Annotated in this window: 19 protein-coding genes and 1 pseudogene; 10 read left to right on the forward strand and 10 right to left on the reverse strand. The window is 39.8% G+C overall.

The annotated features are described in order from the left end of the window. Positions 1-6 precede the first annotated feature (6 nt). Both F908_RS12900 and truA read left to right on the forward strand, forming a co-directional pair. On the forward strand, positions 7-975 hold the full coding sequence (locus tag F908_RS12900; RefSeq protein WP_005162669.1) for an asparaginase domain-containing protein: 969 nt from the start codon (positions 7-9) through the stop codon (positions 973-975). A gap of 16 nt (positions 976-991) precedes the next feature. Next, a complete protein-coding gene (truA, locus tag F908_RS12905; protein WP_005162672.1) occupies positions 992-1,789 on the forward strand; it encodes a tRNA pseudouridine(38-40) synthase TruA in 798 nt (265 codons plus the stop codon). 41 nt (positions 1,790-1,830) lie between these two features. Here truA and F908_RS12910 read toward each other — a convergent pair whose 3' ends face one another. Continuing rightward, the gene (locus tag F908_RS12910; RefSeq protein WP_005162677.1) at positions 1,831-2,838 is read right to left on the reverse strand and encodes an AraC family transcriptional regulator; all 1,008 of its coding nucleotides are present in this window, start codon (positions 2,836-2,838) and stop codon (positions 1,831-1,833) included. Between the two features lie 229 nt (positions 2,839-3,067). On the opposite strand from F908_RS12910, the gene infA reads away from it, so the two are divergent. Continuing rightward, complete coding sequence (infA, locus tag F908_RS12915; protein WP_001284370.1) at positions 3,068-3,289, forward strand: translation initiation factor IF-1; 222 nt, start codon at positions 3,068-3,070, stop codon at positions 3,287-3,289. 61 nt (positions 3,290-3,350) lie between these two features. On the opposite strand, the gene F908_RS12920 is transcribed toward infA, so the two are convergent. Then, positions 3,351-3,722 (reverse strand): lysozyme inhibitor LprI family protein, encoded by a 372-nt coding sequence (locus F908_RS12920; protein ID WP_005162680.1) that lies wholly within the window; start codon positions 3,720-3,722, stop codon positions 3,351-3,353. Between the two features lie 185 nt (positions 3,723-3,907). Here F908_RS12920 and F908_RS16520 point away from each other — a divergent pair. After that, positions 3,908-4,281: pseudogene (locus F908_RS16520) on the forward strand (hypothetical protein). Between the two features lie 66 nt (positions 4,282-4,347). Here the strand turns inward: F908_RS16520 and leuB are convergent. From leuB to leuC, 4 genes are all read right to left on the reverse strand, one after another. Then, positions 4,348-5,427, reverse strand: coding sequence for a 3-isopropylmalate dehydrogenase (gene leuB, locus F908_RS12925; protein ID WP_005162683.1), 1,080 nt, complete (start codon positions 5,425-5,427; stop codon positions 4,348-4,350). Between the two features lie 45 nt (positions 5,428-5,472). Then, positions 5,473-6,048, reverse strand: a complete 576-nt coding sequence (locus F908_RS12930) for a hypothetical protein (protein WP_005162685.1) — start codon at positions 6,046-6,048, stop codon at positions 5,473-5,475. A 147-nt stretch (positions 6,049-6,195) separates the two neighbouring features. Then, positions 6,196-6,846, reverse strand: a complete 651-nt coding sequence (leuD, locus tag F908_RS12935) for a 3-isopropylmalate dehydratase small subunit (protein ID WP_005162688.1) — start codon at positions 6,844-6,846, stop codon at positions 6,196-6,198. Positions 6,847-6,858: 12 nt separating this feature from the next. After that, complete coding sequence (gene leuC, locus F908_RS12940; RefSeq protein ID WP_005162693.1) at positions 6,859-8,277, reverse strand: 3-isopropylmalate dehydratase large subunit; 1,419 nt, start codon at positions 8,275-8,277, stop codon at positions 6,859-6,861. A 336-nt stretch (positions 8,278-8,613) separates the two neighbouring features. Between leuC and F908_RS12945 the strand changes: the two genes are divergently transcribed. Then, a complete protein-coding gene (locus F908_RS12945; RefSeq protein ID WP_020899781.1) occupies positions 8,614-8,820 on the forward strand; it encodes a DUF2061 domain-containing protein in 207 nt (68 codons plus the stop codon). Between the two features lie 51 nt (positions 8,821-8,871). Next, positions 8,872-9,735 (forward strand): LysR family transcriptional regulator, encoded by an 864-nt coding sequence (locus F908_RS12950; protein ID WP_004916621.1) that lies wholly within the window; start codon positions 8,872-8,874, stop codon positions 9,733-9,735. Between the two features lie 2 nt (positions 9,736-9,737). Here F908_RS12950 and F908_RS12955 read toward each other — a convergent pair whose 3' ends face one another. The 3 genes from F908_RS12955 to F908_RS12965 form a co-directional block, all read right to left on the reverse strand. After that, positions 9,738-10,493, reverse strand: coding sequence for a glycine-rich domain-containing protein (locus tag F908_RS12955; protein WP_005162697.1), 756 nt, complete (start codon positions 10,491-10,493; stop codon positions 9,738-9,740). Positions 10,494-10,564: 71 nt separating this feature from the next. Then, on the reverse strand, positions 10,565-11,311 hold the full coding sequence (locus tag F908_RS12960) for a sporulation protein (protein ID WP_004957674.1): 747 nt from the start codon (positions 11,309-11,311) through the stop codon (positions 10,565-10,567). 53 nt (positions 11,312-11,364) lie between these two features. Then, positions 11,365-12,804 (reverse strand): DUF2252 domain-containing protein, encoded by a 1,440-nt coding sequence (locus tag F908_RS12965; protein ID WP_005162702.1) that lies wholly within the window; start codon positions 12,802-12,804, stop codon positions 11,365-11,367. Positions 12,805-12,924: 120 nt separating this feature from the next. Between F908_RS12965 and F908_RS12970 the strand changes: the two genes are divergently transcribed. After that, complete coding sequence (locus F908_RS12970) at positions 12,925-13,383, forward strand: macro domain-containing protein (RefSeq protein WP_005162703.1); 459 nt, start codon at positions 12,925-12,927, stop codon at positions 13,381-13,383. Between the two features lie 3 nt (positions 13,384-13,386). Here the strand turns inward: F908_RS12970 and F908_RS12975 are convergent, their stop codons facing one another. Continuing rightward, a complete protein-coding gene (locus F908_RS12975; protein WP_005162707.1) occupies positions 13,387-14,037 on the reverse strand; it encodes an HAD family hydrolase in 651 nt (216 codons plus the stop codon). A 183-nt stretch (positions 14,038-14,220) separates the two neighbouring features. Here F908_RS12975 and F908_RS12980 point away from each other — a divergent pair, with 183 nt between their 5' ends. The 3 genes from F908_RS12980 to F908_RS12990 all read left to right on the forward strand — a co-directional run bounded on the left by F908_RS12980 (position 14,221) and on the right by F908_RS12990 (position 19,059). After that, positions 14,221-14,691, forward strand: coding sequence for an RNA pyrophosphohydrolase (locus tag F908_RS12980; protein WP_005162709.1), 471 nt, complete (start codon positions 14,221-14,223; stop codon positions 14,689-14,691). A 98-nt stretch (positions 14,692-14,789) separates the two neighbouring features. Next, positions 14,790-17,084 (forward strand): phosphoenolpyruvate--protein phosphotransferase, encoded by a 2,295-nt coding sequence (ptsP, locus tag F908_RS12985; protein ID WP_005162711.1) that lies wholly within the window; start codon positions 14,790-14,792, stop codon positions 17,082-17,084. Positions 17,085-17,538: 454 nt separating this feature from the next. Continuing rightward, positions 17,539-19,059, forward strand: a complete 1,521-nt coding sequence (locus F908_RS12990; protein WP_005162712.1) for a catalase — start codon at positions 17,539-17,541, stop codon at positions 19,057-19,059. The last annotated feature ends 47 nt before the right edge of the window (positions 19,060-19,106 follow it).

The raw sequence follows: 19,106 nt of genomic DNA on the forward strand, positions 1-19,106 counted from the left end.
TTTTTTATGATGAAAAAAATCGCTTTAATTTATATGGGTGGGACGTTTGGTTGCGTTGGCGAACCATTGATGCCGATGCCAGAACAGGATTTTCTACCTTTACTAGCTAAGATCATTCCACCTCATTTACAGGTCGAATGCTTCGCTGCGCCTAGTATCAAAGACAGTAGTGCCTGCACCGCAACGGATTGGCTAAAGTTGGTACAACAAATCCAGCAATTGCAACTCAATAGTTTTCAACATTTTGTCATTATTCATGGGACAGATACTTTAAGTTACGCTGCAGCAACACTTGCTCGTTTTTTGGGACATTCTTGTCATGCCATCATTACAGGTAGCCAATACCCATTATTGAATGTTGAAGGCAATGATACCCGTGAATTTACAGATGCCACAGGCAACCTATATTTAGCATTAGAGCAAGTCCTCACTTTGCCAACTGGTGTTTATCTTGCATTCCATGAACAAGTTTTTCACGCACAAACGACCTTAAAAGCACATACCACTGAGTTGGATGCTTTCGTCGGTGTTAAAGCAGATCAAAGATGTCAAACCACAGCAGATTTTCTTGTTGTTCAAAATGAATATATTCAGCAAGCAACTGAACTAAGCATCCTAAATTTGATGTTGCAGCCAATTGCAAAAGAACAACTCATTCTACAGTTAAAAAATATTCTGCTTAACCCACCAAATTTCTTGATTCTACAAGGATTTGGCACAGGCAATATTGCAGTAAATGACGAAATTCTAATGCTGTTTGAGCAACTGTATCAAAAAAAATGTCTGCCTATTATCAGCACCCAAGTGACCTTTGGGCAACTAGATCAACGCTATGCCGTCAGTTCATGGATTCAATCTGCCAAAGTTTTAATCAATGATTGCCATAGCCATGCTGATTTATATGCAAAAGTCTTGCAAATCTATTTAAAATATCCGAGCCACGAACAATGGTTCGCGAATTGGCATCAGCATTAATATTTGAGGTTAAAACATGCAACGTTATGCAATCGGTATTGAATTTTGTGGCACGCAATACCGTGGTTGGCAAACCCAGCAGCCTGGCGTTGCAACTGTTCAAGAGACCATCGAGAAAGTACTGAGCCGTATTGCCAATGAGCCCATTATTCTGCATGGTGCTGGACGAACTGATGCAGGTGTACATGCAACCAATATGGTGGCTCATTTCGACACCGAAGCTATTCGCCCAGAACAAGGTTGGATTCGTGGCACCAACAGTCAACTTCCAAAAGATATTTCAATTCAATGGATTAAATGCATGGATGAGAACTTCCATGCACGGTTCAAAGCCACTGCACGACGTTATCGTTATGTCGTCTATAACGCACCCACCCGTCCTGCACTATTGTATAAACAAGTCACTCATCTTTATCAAAAATTAGATGTACCGAAGATGATGGTCGCTGCAGCAAAATTTGAGGGAACGCATAACTTCGAGACCTTCCGAGCTGCTGCCTGTCAATCCAATCAACCCATACGTCATGTAAAACACTGCCGTCTATTTGAACATGGACGCTATTTAGTATTAGATATTCAAGCCGATGGATTTTTACATCATATGGTACGCAATATCATGGGATGCTTACTAGAAATCGGACAAGGTATGTATGAGATTGATCATATCGATACCATGTTTGCCGCAGAAGACCGTACAGCGGCAGGCATCACCGCCCCACCTGATGGTTTATATTTTATTCAGTCCTATTATCCTGATGAGTTTGATTTACCACAGCTGCCTTTAGGTCCCCAATGGTTAAATCTGCCTGAATAAAAAAAGCCTTATCGAGAGATAAGGCTTTTTTCTTAGAAAAATTAACGCTGTTTACGCTTACGATATTCAACAGGGGTTTCATTCGTCCAACGCTTAAATGCACGATAGAACGTACTTGGTTCAGAAAAACCTGTTAAATACACGATTCTTTCTACACTTTCATTGGTATTCGCCAATAATTTCTTCGCTAGGCGGCAACGATAATCTGAAAGGATTTGCTGGAAGCTTGTATTCGCCTCGCTAAGCTGTGTTCTTAAGCGTCGTGGCGTGATGCTTAATTGAGCTGCAACTGTTTCTAACGTAGTTTCACCACTTTCTAAAGTTGAACCAATGGCACGGCGTACCTCGCCCACCAAATCATATCGGGCGAGTTCCTGCAACTTCTCAATCGCTAGTTGTTCATGTAATTGTAGTAGTTCTGGTTCAGCTTGCCACAATGGGTAATCAAGCACAGCATGATCAAAATAAAGGCGGGTTTCTTTTTGACCCAGACTGACAGGACAGCCATACACTCGAAAATATTCATCATCATCCGCACCCTCATTGAAGTTAAAGTCAATGTAGATCGGCTGAAACTGCCCTTCGGTGATGAATTTAAAGAAGCGAAGAATACCTGACATCGCACATTCAGAAAAATGGCGATTGACCAGATTGTCAGACCAGTACTGTTCGCCATTGCTTAAATAACAGCGTCCATCCTGAATCACCAGTTTGGCATCAAAGGCATCACTGATCAAACGCTGATAAGCTAAAGCTCGTTTTAGACCCTCACCAAATGTTTCACTACTAATAAATAGATGCTCAATCACCTGACCACGATAGAGTGGTAAATGCTCACCTAAATGCAATCCAATATCAGGATCATTGCTAACTTCCTGTGCAGCAATCCAAAATGCATTTTGCGCACTTAATGGCGTTCTGGCATTGGTATCAATTTGATTTAGCGCTACCCCTGCTTTTGTTAGAATCTCTTCAGTTGGCAATCCCGCTTTACGAATTGCCTGATAACCAAAGCGCAATACAACTGATGCATCTGTTAACTGACCCACTCAGTGCCCTTCCCTGTAGATACGTTCTTGTAACAATAACAACAATTTTAGATTAACGTTGATTGACCAAACTGACAACAATATTCTGCTTCTTTTGTTAAAAAAGATTGTCAATTGTCCGACAGTTTTTATGAATAAAGATCTAAAAGGTTTACATACGCTTCACCTTGTAAAATTCAAATAAATTGACTATAATTTGCCCCTTTCCAATTTGATCATCAGGTAGGCTATGGCCAATAAAGAGGAACTCATTGAGTTCGAAGGCGTTGTCACCGAAACGCTTCCTAATACGATGTTCCGTGTACGTTTAGAAAACGGTCACGAAGTTATTGCTCACATTTCTGGTAAAATGCGCAAACACTATATCCGTATTTTGACGGGTGACAGTGTAAAAGTAGAAATGACACCTTATGACTTAACAAAGGGTCGTATCACTTATCGTGCGCGCTAAGAGATTCGTGAATGCAAAAAAGCCACATTTTGTTTGTGGCTTTTTTTATGCTTGATTCTTATTACTCACTCAAACGTGTTGTTTTACACCCTACCGTTTGACACTCACGTAATCTTTCCTCTAACCAATGATTACGCTCTTGTGTCGTCGTAAGTCTACATTGCACGCTTACGCTATTTTTTTGATCATCAGTACATTCTGCATCTCGATGATGAATCCATGCGAGCTGGGACTTTTTAAGAATCTTTTGTTGTGTCTTATTGAGTTGGTGACGCAATTGCTGGTAATTTTTATTTAAATCAACATCAGCACTCGCATAAATTTTATTCGTGCAATAAATATCATCATACGTATTGCGTGCCTTATCACAATTATCTGCATGACTGAATGTTGCTAAAGCGCCACACATCAGTCCAAATATAAATTTGTGCATCAAGTTTTCTCAATCGCTTAATATCCTATCTAAGCATATTCGAACTCAATTGAATATTGCCTAAAAATAGACTAGTTTGTATATTTTTATCAATTCACACAAATGAACTCGACACCAACATCATTTAAGGATTGAATAAACATAGATGAGAGGATAAGGATTAATCAAAATAAAAATTTAAGTGTTTGTTATTTCTAATCATATTATCTTTACAAGCATGTACCACTGCATACCAAAATCGAACCAGCCTACCTGATTATTTACAACTTTTTATCGGGCAATCTGCAACCATAATCCAACAGTCGTTCGATTTAAACCTCTAGGTTTTCAGACTATCGCCCAACCAATCAAACAAAGCAATCAGCTGATTTACACTGTCATTCGCCCAATTCGTATTCCTATCGCTCAATCGGCTGAACTTGGTGCTCAAAATATACCAATTCAAAGTGCTGGCAATACAGATAGTACTTATGATCTCAATTTAAAATGTCACATCATTTTTGAGCTAGACCAACAGCAAATTGCTCGCTCTATTCGCCATGAAGGCAAGGCTCGTTAGTTCGCCCATATACATTAAGTTATAAAAAAACGCAGCCCAAGCTGCGTTTTTTATTGGCTATAATTCTTAGTTTAGTGCTGAAACTACAGCTTCACCCATAGCATCTGTACCAACTTTTGTCATGCCTTCAGACATAATATCTGCTGTACGCAAACCTTGATCTAATACTTGACCCACAGCATCTTCAATTGCTTTTGCTGCAGCTTCTTCACGGAAGGTATAACGTAACATCATCGCAACTGAAAGAATAGTTGCCAATGGATTAGCAACATTTTGACCAGCAATATCTGGTGCAGAACCATGACATGGCTCATACATGCCTTTACCATTTTCATCCAGTGAGGCAGATGGCAACATGCCAATTGAACCTGTCAACATCGCTGCTTCGTCAGATAAGATATCACCAAATAAATTACCTGTAACGATCACATCAAATTGCTTTGGTGCACGAACAAGTTGCATCGCGGCATTGTCAACATACATATGTGAGAGTTGAATATTTGAATATTGTGCTTGCTGTAAATCAGTAACCGTTTGCTTCCACAATTCAGTCACTTCCAATACATTGGCTTTATCAACCGAGCATACTTTGCCACCGCGCAAGCCTGCTAGCTCGAATGCAACTTTAGCGATACGCTTGATTTCACTTTCTGAATAAACATCAGTGTTATAACCTTGTTTTTCGCCATTTTCTAATTCGCGAATACCACGTGGTTGACCAAAGTAGATCCCCCCCGTTAATTCACGAACAATGAGGATATCCAAACCAGCAACGATTTCTGGCTTCAAACTTGAAGCATCAGCCAATTGTGGATAAAGAATCGCAGGACGTAAATTTGCGAATAAATTCAATTCGCTACGAATTTTAAGCAAACCACGTTCTGGACGGATTGAACGTTCAATGGTATCCCACTTAGGACCACCAACCGCACCCAACAAGATTGCATCGGCTTTTTTCGCCTGTTCACTAGTGACAGCTGGGTAAGGTTCACCATGTGCATCAATCGCAGAACCACCCAACAAACCATGTTCCCATGTCAAACCTAAATTAAATTTTTGATTCACCTTAGTTAGTACTTGCTCAGCTGCACCAACAATCTCAGGACCGATACCATCGCCTGCTAAAATTAAAATATGTTTAGACATTTATTCTTCCAGTTTCATATATGCAGCGTTCATACTGCAAGCCGATTAAATCTTTTTCTCAACAAATTCACCCAAACCTGTGCTCACATCATATGGGCGACAGAATCGACGAATCGTATGCTGTTCTTGTTGCAAATCCACACATAAGGGTTCAGGTATAGAAACATTTAATAAACTACCCGAACGATATGCACGGTCTCGGTACATTTTAAAGGTATAGCTTTGATGCGGCTTGAACGCATGAATCACATGGAAGGTTTCAGCTCGGTCTGGTGAAATAGGATAAAAGCGAATGACTACTTCATATTGTTTGGCTGGTACATTTAAGTAGATTTGTTGTTTTCTACTAAAAACCGAACCATGCAATCGTACAATCCCTTGCTCCATCGCCTGTTGGCTAATACGGTGCGATTTGGCATCGATCACGGCAATATCATTGATTCGTTCAAACTCACAATTTTCGACGCCTGAACAATACAAAGTTGCATTTTCTGCTTTATTGCCTACTGTATTTTGGGCAATACGAACCTGATCAACCATATTCGTAGAATTCTGACATGCGGTTAATGTCATACCAACACCTAAACACAGCAAAATACTGCGAGGGAGTCTTCTTTTCATTATTCAAGCCCAGTCCTATATCATGCAAACATGCAAGCGAATATATCTACTCGCATGTTAGCAAGAGTTCCATGTCCGCGCTATGGCTATATATAAAATGTACTAAAACATTAAGCTATATTTATATTGATGAGATATAAATAAAACTTAAGCTTCTATCTCTTGAAACACCCAGGGACGCGCCTGTTTGGCTTTTTCTTCATAGGCACGAATATCATCTGCCACTTGTAAAGTTAAGCCAATATCATCCAAACCATTTAATAGGCAGTGCTTACGGAATGAATCAATTTCAAATTTAAATGCTTCACCTGTTGGCGTACGTACTTCCTGAGCCTCTAAATCGATGGTCAATTGATAACCCTCAGTTTCAGCACATTCCTTGAATAACTGATCAACAATCTCTTCAGATAAAATCACAGGCAACATGCCATTCTTGAAGCAGTTGTTAAAGAAAATATCTGCAAAGCTTGGCGCGATCACGGTACGGAAACCATACTCATTCAATGCCCAAGGTGCGTGCTCACGGCTTGAACCACAACCAAAGTTCGTGCGTGCCAATAAAATCGTTGAACCTTGATAACGCGGTTTATTCAACACAAATTCAGGGTTAATCGGACGTTTGCTAATGTCCTGCCCTAAATAACCTTCATCCAGATAACGCAATTCATCAAATAAGTTATCGCCAAAACCTGTACGCTTAATTGACTTTAAAAACTGCTTTGGAATGATTAAGTCGGTATCAACATTTGCACGATCTAAAGGTGCAACAATACCTTGTTCTACAGTGTATTTTTTCATGATTTTGCTCCTTTAGAATGAACGTACATCAACAAAATGGCCTGCTATTGCAGCCGCTGCAGCCATTGCAGGGCTCACCAAATGTGTACGACCACCGTTACCCTGACGACCTTCAAAATTACGATTCGAAGTAGATGCACAATGTTCACCTGGTTGTAATTTATCAGCGTTCATTGCTAAGCACATTGAACAACCTGGCTCACGCCATTCAAAACCAGCGTCTAAGAAAATTTGATCCAAGCCTTCTTGTTCTGCTTGTTGCTTCACCAAACCTGAACCTGGAACGATCATCGCCTGTTTAATACTAGATGCAACTTTACGCCCTTTCACGACATCTGCCGCAGCACGAATATCTTCAATACGAGAATTGGTACATGAACCAATAAAGACACGATCCAATTGAATATCAGACAACGCTTGACCAGCAGTTAAACCCATATATTGATAAGCACGAGTCCAGTCATTACGTTGAACATCATCTTTTGCTTGTTCTAAAGTCGGTACTGCTTGCGAAACAGGAATCACCATTTCTGGTGAAGTTCCCCAAGACACTTGCGGTTCAATTTCTGCACCGTTTAACTCAACAACAGCATCAAACACTGCATCTGCATCAGAATGCAAAGTATTCCAGTATGCAACTGCTTGATCCCATTGCTCTGCTTGAGGTGCGTAGTTACGACCTTTTACATATTCAATGGTTTTATCATCTACAGCTACCATACCCACGCGTGCGCCAGCCTCGATCGCCATATTACAAACAGTCATACGACCTTCAATCGACATATCACGGAATACTTGACCACCAAATTCGATTGCGTAACCTGTGCCACCCGCTGTACCGATTTTGCCAATAATCGCTAAAACCACGTCTTTAGGAGTGACACCTTTACCTAATACACCGTCAACACGAACAAGCATATTCTTCGATTTTTTCTGTACCAAGCATTGAGTCGCTAAAACATGCTCAACTTCAGATGTTCCAATACCATGTGCTAAACAACCAAATGCACCATGCGTAGCCGTGTGAGAATCACCACACACAACAGTCATACCAGGTAATGTTAAACCTTGTTCTGGACCAACAACATGTGCGATACCTTGACGGATATCATTAATACCAAATTCAACGATATTAAAGGTCTTACAGTTATCATCTAAGGTTTGAACTTGGATACGAGAAGTATCATCTTCAATCCCTGCAATGCCTTGTTCACGCTCTTTTTTAGAGGTTGGTACATTGTGATCAGGTGTTGCGACATTGGCACTTAAACGCCATGGTTGACGTCCTGCAAGCTGTAAACCTTCAAATGCTTGTGGACTAGTCACTTCATGTAATAAATGACGATCAATGTAAATTAAACACGATCCATCATCACGCTCAGTGACTAAATGATCATCCCATAATTTGTCATATAATGTTTTGCCTGCCATGTCTTCGCTCTCCGTGGTGCTTGCCATAGGACTGGGTATTTGTAATCTTAGCTTGATTATAACAACCGTTTCACATAAATCTAATTTATCATTTTTATAAATTAAAAAACTTTTAGGAATAAAAAACTCTTTCAAATGATTCAGGATTTCAAATGATTCAGGATTTCAAATGATATATAAGCTTGAATTATATAAAAAACTAGAAACTAGCACTCATATGAAGACTTATCGTTGATTCATTTATAAATCCAATAACGACAAGCTAAAAATTCTTTTTTACAATACAAATGATAATGATTATTATTTAAATAATTAAGATTTAAAATGGTGACTCAGATGGCAAATATTCAACAATTCGTGATAAATAACCAACGAACTTTAAAAAAAACCTTGAGTTACTACATCATGCACATCACTGTTGCTATGATGGTGGCATATCTAGTGACAGGCAATTTGATCATGGCAGCAACGCTCAGTTTGCTTGAGCCAACAGTGCAAGCCTTTGCATTTTTCTTCCATGAAAAAGTATGGAGTCGTTTCTAGAACCTATCCGTTGCAGATACAACGAATTTAAACGCCTTATGGAAAGCCAATATGAATCTTGCTGCTTTTGAAGCATTTGTGAAAGTGATGGAAACAGGTTCTATTTCAATCGCTGCAGAATTATTATTTATCACTCAACCTGCTGTCACTAAACGTATTCATAGTTTAGAAGATTACTTTGGCGTAAAATTATTTGAGTCAGCAGGTCGTGGTATTCAACCAACACATGCTGCACATTCATTACTTCCAAAAGTAAAAACATGGTTAAATGAATTAGGTGAGATTCACCACACACTTAGCCATGAACAGACTCAGGTGCAAGGTCGCCTTAAAATTGGCACTAGCCATCATATTGGTCTACATCATCTCGCCGAACCACTTAAGAAATTTGTTCAACTTTTTCCTCAAGTCACTTTAGATGTGCATTTTGTCGACTCTGAACAAGCACATGAACAAGTCCTTGCGGGAGAGTTAGAACTTGCCTTTTTAACGTTACCCCCAGCAGGTGATGATCGACTCAGCTACGTGACTATTTGGAATGACCCCTTAGTATTTGTGAGTGCACCTTTTCATCCTTTGGCAAAACAAACTCAACTTAATCTTGAAGATTTGATCGCCTATCCTAGTCTTTTGCCTGCTGCACAAACTTATACGAGTCAAATTACGTTGTCAGAGTTTGAAAAGAATGGTCTAAAACCCAAAATAACCATGAGTAACAATCCTTTAGAATCTATTAGGATGCTTGTTTCAATAGGTTTGGGTTGGTCGGTTTTGCCTAAAACATTTCTAAACGAAGATTTAAAACAACTCGATTTAAATTTAAAAATGAATCGTCAACTCGGTATGGTTTGGCATCCTGCACGGATTCAATCTAGAGCTGCTGAAGAGCTGATTCAACTGATGAAAAACGATTAAATTTAATCCCCACCACAACTGCTACAACTACTTCCACAACTCGATGATGAGGACGACTGTTCTTGTAAATATTTTGCATAATCTTTAGTCATTTTATCCAAATCAAAGTGTTGGCCATGCTCCCAATTCAGAGCTTGGTCAATTGCAAATAATCGAGGCATTTGCGTCGTGTTTCTAGGATTATATCCATGCAACAAACAACTATATTTCCATGCTTCAAATAATTGCTTCGCTTGTTGCTCTGCTTGAGTCTCATCACCATAAGGATGATGATTCAACTCTCGGCCAATAGTCTGAATGCATAATTTTCTGTATTGATCAGGATATTCCAACATCTCATGCCATAAGGCATCGACTGCGTTTGAAGGCATTGCATATGCTTGCTGTTGAATTGCATGCAGGGCTAGATAATCTTTAAATCCTGCCTCAATCAGGCGACGTTGCTTTAAACTAATATGTGGGTAGTGTTGTTGTAACGATCGCATAAAAACAGGGTCAAGTTTTATCTCTTGAATCTTTTGTAGTTTTTGTCTTCTGCTTCGAATGATCAGTAAATGGTTAAAGACCAGCAGCATCCATATACTCGGCAAAATCACCCAAGCTGTAAACAGATGTTGTTGCCAACTAAACATTAGTAAAACAATCAAGATGGGCAATATAATCCATCGTATTTTTAAGTGTTGTTGTTGTCGATCTAGTTTCAGTAACACATCAAGCGTAGGGGAAGTATTTTCTTCCTGATTTATTTTTATTTTCATAGTTTTATCTTAAGAAGAAAAGATGACAGTTATATGACAAAAACCTCCCAAATGGGAGGCTTTTAACTTGATTATGCAATCTGTAATAAACGGCGAATTTGCTGTGTGATTTGATTCACATCAAGGTTTTGATTTGAAATCGTCATCGTCAATAATTGATCTGAACGGAATGTACGATCAATTTCTAACATGATATGGGTTTGCTGTGCTTCAGCGACGAATGAAACTTCTACCTCATTAAAGCCACTAAACATATGTGAGGATACAAACTCTAACTCCTGATAGCAGCCAATTGTCGATCTAAAGTTTCGAGCTGTAAGCTGTCCTTTTTCGACATCAACTGTAGATAAAACAAAACCACACTGTTGCATCGCTTGCAAAAAGCTTTGCATTGCTGCTGTTGGCAGTACTTTTAGATAATCACGATCAGTAGCATCTAAGCCCCAATCAACATCCATATGAGTCTGAATCCAAACTCGCGCACCATTTCTACGACACGCAACTTCTGTAATTGGTGTTTCAAAAGGCAATTGGATACTAAATGGGAAAGAATGAGCCTGATGTGCAGGTAATAAGAATCTCGAATTCACTAACCATTCTTGTAAAACCAAAGGTTGATTAAACTCATGATCACCAGATTCTACTTCTGCCATCGTCATCAATTGTAAATAAAGACCATTAATTTCTTTATCAGAAGATCCCCCTTTGAAACTAATTTCCCCATGCAGTGTCTCACCTGCTTGCAAGTTTGGATTCTGTAAACGTGTTTCTACAGTCACGCCTTGAAGACCCAAACCAGACATAATTTTATTAAACATTTTTCTCTAACCTTTCGAATTATTTCATATCATCTGTAGCAGCATACTTATTGTTACAGCGCATCATCTCCAGCGAGCTGAATCTTACCATCAGCAACTTCATTCATAAATTGCTGATAGTCATTTAGATTGCGTTCTGCATAAGCTTCTGCATACGATTGTAATACCTCTACGATCGCACTACCCTCACCGAGATATCCCATCAATACGTCAGCATTTCCAGCCTTAGCGTGAGCATGAGCTAAAGCCAAACCACAACTTTCAGCATATTCATAAAAATATTCATCATCCATATCACTCAGATCAACTGAAATTTTCATATCGCGTAATTGGCGTACATGGAAATGTTGATCAAGTGTTGAAGAGAAACCTAGGAAAATATCACTAGCGGCTTGCATGAGTTGCTGACCATGCACTACGCGCTCACCTTCATGTGTCACTTTGTCCAAAAATAACGAACTAAGAATAGAAGGATTAGCTTCTTTCATTTGTAAAATTAATGGTTCACGATCCGCATCCTGGAATAATGCGATGGCTGATCGTGTCCCCACACTGCCGACTCCGACTACCTTCAACGCTACATCAGTGCGTTGATAACGATCAAAGAGCACTTGGCGATCATATTTCAAAGATTCACGATATTGTTTGAAGAAGATATCTACATCTTTGCTAAATGGTTCATCTGAGTTTGGATGCCATAATAATGGTGCATCATCCACGAAATGGCGGAATCCTGTATCTTCATCTTTTTGCGTGAGCTTAGGCAAAACAGAATATGCATTTCTTTTTTGTGCAGAATCAAGATGCTTCGCACGCTTTTTTCTTAGCTTTCGACATTCAGTATTTTCTAACAAGGTACTGGCATCAACTTTTTCGTACCACACTTGTAATGGTGAAAGTTCCGTATTTTCCAGTAAATGCTGACGGTAGCTGTTCAGCATTGTTTTAATTGCTTTTAAACCTACTTTATCTGCTAGATCAATATCACGTGCAGCAATCACAAAGCTGGTGGCTAAACGTTTTAAATCCCATTCAAATGGCGCAACTAAAGTCTCATCAAAATCATTAATACCAAATAATAAGTTACGTTCTGGACTAGCAAAGCCACCAAAATTACTCAAATGACAATCGCCACAAATCTGTTGAAATAAACCAGAGTTCGACTGCTCCCAAGCTTGATCAAATAACATCAAGGAAGGCATACCACGATAAAAGGTAAATGGTGAAACGCTCATACGTTTTGCACGAATTGGTTTAAGCAATTCTAAACGTCCTTGATTGCTCCAATCATAAATCGTGAGTGCTGTTGTTCCCTTTGGGCGTTCTGATAACTGTGATAGTTGTTCGCGTGGAATTTTTTTTCGTTGAGCTTTACCTAATTTAAAGCCTTCGCTTTTATTGAGTAATCTTCCCTGATAACTATGACGTGTCAAATCAATCGTTTCATCATTCCAAAGTTGTTTTGGTAATTTAATTTGTGGTGTTTTTGGCATTATCCCCTCATCATTTTTTAAATAAAATTTGTATAATATTGATAGAGTTATAATTCAATCTTTTTATTAGAATTAATAACAATTCTCAAATATTATATTTGAAAATTAGAGATTATTAAAATGCATAAAATTACTGGAGACTTAATTGCTTTAGCTCAAACTGGAGAATTTGATGTCATTATTCATGGTTGTAATTGTTTCTGCACAATGGGAGCTGGAATTGCAAAAGTTATAAAGCAAGAGTTTCCAGAAGCTTACCAAGCTGACTTAAATACTATTTATGGAGATAAAGATAAATTAGGAACTTATGGTCAAGCCCACATCAAGAGAGATAACTATAATTTCATTATTATAAATGCATACACACAATTCAACTGGCGTGGACAAGGCAAAAAGGCTGATTATGCTGCGATTAAACAAGTTTTTAGATCAATAAAAAAAGACTTTTCAGCAGCAAGTATTGGATATCCAATGATTGGAGCAGGACTTGCTAAAGGTGATTGGAATATTATTTCTGCAATCATTGATGAGGAGTTAGAAGGTTTAAATCATTATCTTGTTGTCCTTCCAACTCCGTAAAAATCAAATCGACCAGTCTTGAATGTCCCAATCCTGTTCTTTTGCCAATTTTTCTAAGCGGTCATCAGGATTTACCGCAATTGCATGAGTTGCATACTCAAGTAAGAACCGATCATTAATCGAATCAGAATATGCCCAAGACTCATCAACTGCTCTTCCCTCTAACCATTGATCTAAACGAGCAAGCTTACCTTTCTGATAACAAGGTAAACCTGTCACCTTACCCGTATACTTCCCATCAAGAACTTCGGCATTGGTGGCAATAATTTCAGTAATACCAAATTCACGAAAAATCGGAGCCGTAATAAAATCACTGGTTGCAGTAATCCCAACAATCGCATGACCTAAGTCTTGATGCTTTTTAATTGCATCAAAACCTTTCGGACGCATTTGGGGACGAATCACCTTTTGCATAAACAACTGATGTAGTTCAGTTAAATAAGTATTGTCATGCTTGGTCAAAAATTCAAAGACAAATTCGTTATAGGCAATCGGATCAAGTTGTCCTGCCTTATAGTCCTCGTAGAATTTATCATTCATTTGACGATGATGAACTGGATCAACCAAACCTTCATTCACTAAAAACTCACCCCATGAGTGGTCAGAATCGGTATTTAACAGGGTGTGATCTAAATCAAACAAAGCCAATTTCATATAAATACTCATTTAAATGCAAATTAAAGAAAAAAAACGTAAATCTATTTCCGTAAGTCACTAAAAATTCGTTAAGATCATAGCAATTTTAAACATTTTACTTTGACCTTTTTCGAGTTGGACGTGAAGAGTGACTGTCCCCGAGATCAAAGTCAACGATATAGAGAAAATTTAGGTAGCCAAATGATCGATTCAGAAGGTTTCCGACCCAACGTCGGGATCATTTTGGCAAACGATGACGGACAAGTTTTATGGGCAAAACGCATTGGTCACAATGCTTGGCAATTTCCACAAGGAGGGATCCAGTTTGGAGAAACCCCTGAACAGGCACTTTATCGTGAACTGAGAGAAGAAGTCGGTTTATTGCCCGAACACGTCCAAATAGTAGCGCAGACTAAAAGTTGGCTGCGTTATCGTTTGCCACATCGGTACATTCGGTCAGATTCTGATCCGGTATGTATTGGACAAAAGCAAAAGTGGTTTTTACTGAAATTAACGGCATCGCCGCATCATATTCAGTTAAATCTATCAGACCCACCCGAGTTCGATCAATGGCAATGGGTGAGTTACTGGTATCCATTAGGTCAAGTAGTGAACTTCAAAAGAGATGTTTACCGCAGAGCCATGATGGAATTGTGTTTACAATTACCGTAGCGTTAATCGTCAACAAATCATCACTTTAAGCAATGATTTTTGATCATAGAGCTGTTATAACTAGACCGATAACGATTTATAAATTGGAGTAAACATCCATGTCAAACATGCAACTCGACACGCTTAGACGCATTGTGCAAGAAATTAATGCGTCCGTCAGTTTGCATGATTCTTTAGACATTATGGTCAATCATGTGGCTGAAGCGATGCATGTCGATGTATGCTCCATTTATTTATTGGATGAACGAAATAAACGCTATGTGCTCATGGCTTCAAAAGGTTTAAAACCTGAAGCTGTTGGACATGTTTCTTTGAGTGTTGGTGAAGGTCTCGTCGGTTTAGTCGGTAACCGTGAAGAAATTGTAAACTTAGATAACGCACCTAAGCATGAACGCTTTGCTTATTTGCCTGAAACAGGTGAAGAGCTATTTAACTCATTTCTTGGCGTACCCGTGATGTATCGCCGTAAAGTGATGGGCGTTTTAGTTGTTCAAAATAAAGAACCTCAAGACTTTAGTGAAGCGGCTGAATCATTTCTCGTTACTTTATGTGCGCAACTCTCAGGGGTAATTGCCCATGCACATGCGGTCGGAAATATTGATGTTTTCCGCAAACCAACCAGTGGTTCATCTTACAAAACCTTCCAAGGGGTTTCAGGTGCTGGAGGGATTGCATTAGGTCGCGCCATCGTGCTCTATCCCCCAGCCGATCTTGCTGCCATTCCAGACCGTGAAGCTGAAGATATCAGTGATGAACTCGACCTATTAGATCAAGCGATTGCTGCGGTACGTTTAGAGATCCAATCTTTAGATGAGAAAATGCAAGACTCATTGATGTCAGAAGAACGTGCGTTATTTAGCGTGTTCTTGCGGATGTTAGATGAAAATGCCTTACCAAGTGAGATTAAAGATCACATTCGTGCAGGCAGTTGGGCACAAGGTGCGGTGCGTAAAGTCATCGACAAGCATGTGGCGCTATTTGCTCAAATGGAGGACGATTACTTACGTGAACGTGTCTCTGACCTTAAGGACTTGGGACGGCGAATTTTGGCCTGCCTACAGGAGGCGGATTCCAGTCACCGTGAACTTAGCCCAGACAGTATTTTAATTGGTGAGGAAATTAGTACGGCGGCTTTAGTTGAACTTCCTGTTGATAAAATCGCTGCAATTGTGACTTCTGAAGGTGCAGCGAATTCGCACATGGTAATCGTGGCACGCGCTCTGGGGATTCCAACCGTTGTGGGTGTCACCGAATTGCCAATCAACACCCTTGATGACATTGAGATGATTGTCGATGCCTATCAGGGACGTGTTTTTGTTAACCCACCACGTCGATTACGTCAACGATATAAAGAAGTCCAGAAAGAAGAAGAGCAAATCGCTAAAGATTTGAAGCAATATGAAACCAAAGATGCGATTACACCTGATGGTATCTCTATTCCTTTATTCGTAAATACAGGCTTAATGATTGACGTTGTTCGTGGCGTACAACGCGGTGCGAAAGGTGTTGGTTTATATCGCAGCGAAATTCCATTCATGCTACGCGAACGATTTCCAGGTGAAGAAGAACAACGTGCCATCTATCGTCAGCAGTTGAGCCATTTTGCCAATAAGCCTGTGATTATGCGGACGCTGGATATTGGTGCGGATAAAGATTTGCCTTATTTTAGTATTGAAGAAGAAAACTCGGCATTAGGTTGGCGTGGTCTACGCTTTACTCTGGATCATCCTGAAATTTTCTCAGCGCAAATCCGTGCCATGCTAAAAGCTAGTATTGGTTTGAATAATTTACATATTTTGTTACCGATGGTGACAAGTGTCAGTGAAGTGGAGGAAGTCCTTTATTTGCTGGAGCGTGACTGGATTGCGGTTCAGGAAGAGGAACAGGTAAAGATCACCAAACCTAAAATCGGCATCATGGTTGAGGTTCCAAGTGTCCTGTTCCAGATTGGTGAATTTGCAGAGTTGGTGGACTTTTTCTCTGTGGGTTCCAACGACCTAACCCAATACCTGCTTGCGGTTGACCGTAACAACCCGCATGTTGCCAATGTCTATTCACATTTTCATCCGTCTGTGCTGCGAGCTTTGCAGAACCTTGTTCAAAGCTGCCATCAACACCAGAAGCCAATCAGTGTGTGTGGAGAAATGGCAGGCGACCCCCTGACTGCCATCCTACTCATGGCGATGGGTTTCAATACACTTTCTATGAGTTCTAGCAATATATTAAGAGTTCGTAAAGCGATTTGTCATGTCCCAATGAGTGATGCAAAACAACTCTTAGACGATGTTTTACACATGAATAACCCTCTGGTCATTAAAAGTTGGCTTGAACACTACTTTAAAACGCATGGTCTTGCTGATATGGTTAAATCAAATCGTTTGGTCAGTGCCTAGAAAATAACTAGGGCATCCTTTCAAGGATGCCTTTACATAACTGCAACAGGTGAAAAACCTCCTGTTTTTATATATGAGCACACAAGCTGAATGTGGGAGTTGATTATACAATTACCCTTAACGAACTATTCAATTCCCTTTAATTGGTTATTTTAATGGGACTTTTTCAAATTTTAACAATTTATTCCTCAACAATTCTCATTGCCACATTTAAGATTTAAACAGCTTCAATCGGATAAAGCATTTATAACATCAACTTTAATCCATTGGAAAAAAAACTTTCATCAATCTAGAGTAAAAATACAACGGATGTAAACCACATCATTACAAATCAATTTAGGCATCTTCATTTTTGATACCCATTTTGTAGCTGATAAGGTTAAACATTCATATCTTTGAACGGTCAAACAGTTCAGATGACCCAGCTCACAGGTCATCTTGATGGAGATAGAACATGAGCCAAGACGATAAAAAATGTCCTTATAGCCACTTAACCACTGATTTTGGTGCACCCGTGGTGGATAATCAAAATAGTATGACAGCAGGTGCTCGGGGTCCTTTATTAGCCCAAGATTTATGGCTAAATGAAAAACTTGCCAACTTTGTCCGTGAAGTGATTCCTGAACGTCGTATGCACGCTAAAGGTTCTGGTGCATTCGGTACATTTACAGTTACCCATGATATTACTCAATATACTCGCGCTAAAATCTTTAGCGAAATCGGCAAAAAAACAGAAATGTTTGCTCGTTTTACCACGGTTGCAGGTGAACGTGGCGCAGCGGATGCTGAACGAGATATTCGTGGTTTTGCCTTAAAATTTTATACTGAAGAAGGTAACTGGGATATGGTAGGTAATAATACCCCTGTATTCTTCTTACGTGATCCACGCAAATTCCCAGATCTCAACAAAGCAGTAAAACGCGACCCAAAAACCAATCTACGCAGTGCTACCAATAATTGGGATTTCTGGACTTTATTACCAGAAGCCCTGCATCAAGTCACGATTGTAATGTCAGATCGCGGTATCCCTGCTAGCTACCGACATATGCATGGTTTTAGTAGTCATACCTATAGCTTCATTAATGCAGCGAATGAACGTTTCTGGGTGAAATTCCACTTTAGAACGCAACAAGGCATTAAAAATCTGACTGATGCAGAAGCTGGTGAATTGGTGGGTCAAGACCGTGAAAGCCATCAACGCGATTTATTCGATGCCATCGAACGTCAAGACTATCCCAAATGGACGCTTTTCGTACAAATCATGCCAGAACAAGATGCTGAGAAAGTTCCATATCATCCATTCGATTTAACTAAAGTTTGGCCTCATGGTGACTATCCACTGATTGAAGTTGGTGAGTTTGAACTCAATCGCAACTCTGAAAACTTCTTTCTGGATGTGGAACAGTCAGCCTTTGCACCAAGCAATCTTGTTCCTGGTATCAGTGCCTCACCAGACCGTATGCTACAGGCACGCCTGTTTAACTATGCGGATGCGCAACGTTACCGTTTAGGCGTGAACTATCAACAAATTCCAGTGAATGCTGCTCGCTGCCCTGTTCACAGTAATCACCGCGATGGTCAAGGTCGCATTGATGCCAACTATGGTGGTTTACCACATTATGAACCTAACAGCTTCGGCCAATGGCAAGAACAGCCGCAATACAAAGAACCTCCATTGAAAATCAATGGCGATGCAGACTTCTGGGATTATCGTGAAGATGATAATGACTACTTCAGTCAACCTCGTGCCTTGTTCGAGTTAATGACACCTGAACAGCAAGATGCCTTATTTGGCAATACAGCACGCGCGATGGGTGATGCGTTGGACTTTATCAAGTATCGTCATATCCGAAACTGCTATGCTTGCCACCCTGCTTATGGCGAAGGTGTTGCAAAAGCACTTGGTATGACTGTTGCTGATGCACAAGCTGCCCGTGAGACTGACCCTGCTCGTCATTTACCAAGCTTTCTTTAAACCCTAAAACATCCAAATAAAAAGCCATCTTCGGATGGCTTTTTTTA

The organism is Acinetobacter sp. NIPH 284, assembly GCF_000369425.1.
In the GTDB taxonomy this organism is placed as follows: Bacteria; Pseudomonadota; Gammaproteobacteria; order Pseudomonadales; family Moraxellaceae; genus Acinetobacter.

What these genes read in the sequence shown, in the direction of transcription:
- infA (WP_001284370.1), top strand. Translation starts at nt 3,068, where the DNA reads ATGGCCAATAAAGAGGAACTCATTGAGTTCGAAGGCGTTGTCACCGAA.
- F908_RS12900 (WP_005162669.1), top strand. Translation starts at nt 7, where the DNA reads ATGATGAAAAAAATCGCTTTAATTTATATGGGTGGGACGTTTGGTTGC.
- ptsP (WP_005162711.1), top strand. Translation starts at nt 14,790, where the DNA reads ATGTCAAACATGCAACTCGACACGCTTAGACGCATTGTGCAAGAAATT.
- leuD (WP_005162688.1), bottom strand. Translation starts at nt 6,846, where the DNA reads ATGAAAAAATACACTGTAGAACAAGGTATTGTTGCACCTTTAGATCGT.
- F908_RS12945 (WP_020899781.1), top strand. Translation starts at nt 8,614, where the DNA reads ATGGCAAATATTCAACAATTCGTGATAAATAACCAACGAACTTTAAAA.
- F908_RS12950 (WP_004916621.1), top strand. Translation starts at nt 8,872, where the DNA reads ATGAATCTTGCTGCTTTTGAAGCATTTGTGAAAGTGATGGAAACAGGT.
- F908_RS12955 (WP_005162697.1), bottom strand. Translation starts at nt 10,493, where the DNA reads ATGAAAATAAAAATAAATCAGGAAGAAAATACTTCCCCTACGCTTGAT.
- F908_RS12990 (WP_005162712.1), top strand. Translation starts at nt 17,539, where the DNA reads ATGAGCCAAGACGATAAAAAATGTCCTTATAGCCACTTAACCACTGAT.
- F908_RS12980 (WP_005162709.1), top strand. Translation starts at nt 14,221, where the DNA reads ATGATCGATTCAGAAGGTTTCCGACCCAACGTCGGGATCATTTTGGCA.
- F908_RS12920 (WP_005162680.1), bottom strand. Translation starts at nt 3,722, where the DNA reads ATGCACAAATTTATATTTGGACTGATGTGTGGCGCTTTAGCAACATTC.
- F908_RS12970 (WP_005162703.1), top strand. Translation starts at nt 12,925, where the DNA reads ATGCATAAAATTACTGGAGACTTAATTGCTTTAGCTCAAACTGGAGAA.
- leuB (WP_005162683.1), bottom strand. Translation starts at nt 5,427, where the DNA reads ATGTCTAAACATATTTTAATTTTAGCAGGCGATGGTATCGGTCCTGAG.
- truA (WP_005162672.1), top strand. Translation starts at nt 992, where the DNA reads ATGCAACGTTATGCAATCGGTATTGAATTTTGTGGCACGCAATACCGT.
- F908_RS12965 (WP_005162702.1), bottom strand. Translation starts at nt 12,804, where the DNA reads ATGCCAAAAACACCACAAATTAAATTACCAAAACAACTTTGGAATGAT.
- F908_RS12960 (WP_004957674.1), bottom strand. Translation starts at nt 11,311, where the DNA reads ATGTTTAATAAAATTATGTCTGGTTTGGGTCTTCAAGGCGTGACTGTA.
- leuC (WP_005162693.1), bottom strand. Translation starts at nt 8,277, where the DNA reads ATGGCAGGCAAAACATTATATGACAAATTATGGGATGATCATTTAGTC.
- F908_RS12975 (WP_005162707.1), bottom strand. Translation starts at nt 14,037, where the DNA reads ATGAAATTGGCTTTGTTTGATTTAGATCACACCCTGTTAAATACCGAT.
- F908_RS12930 (WP_005162685.1), bottom strand. Translation starts at nt 6,048, where the DNA reads ATGAAAAGAAGACTCCCTCGCAGTATTTTGCTGTGTTTAGGTGTTGGT.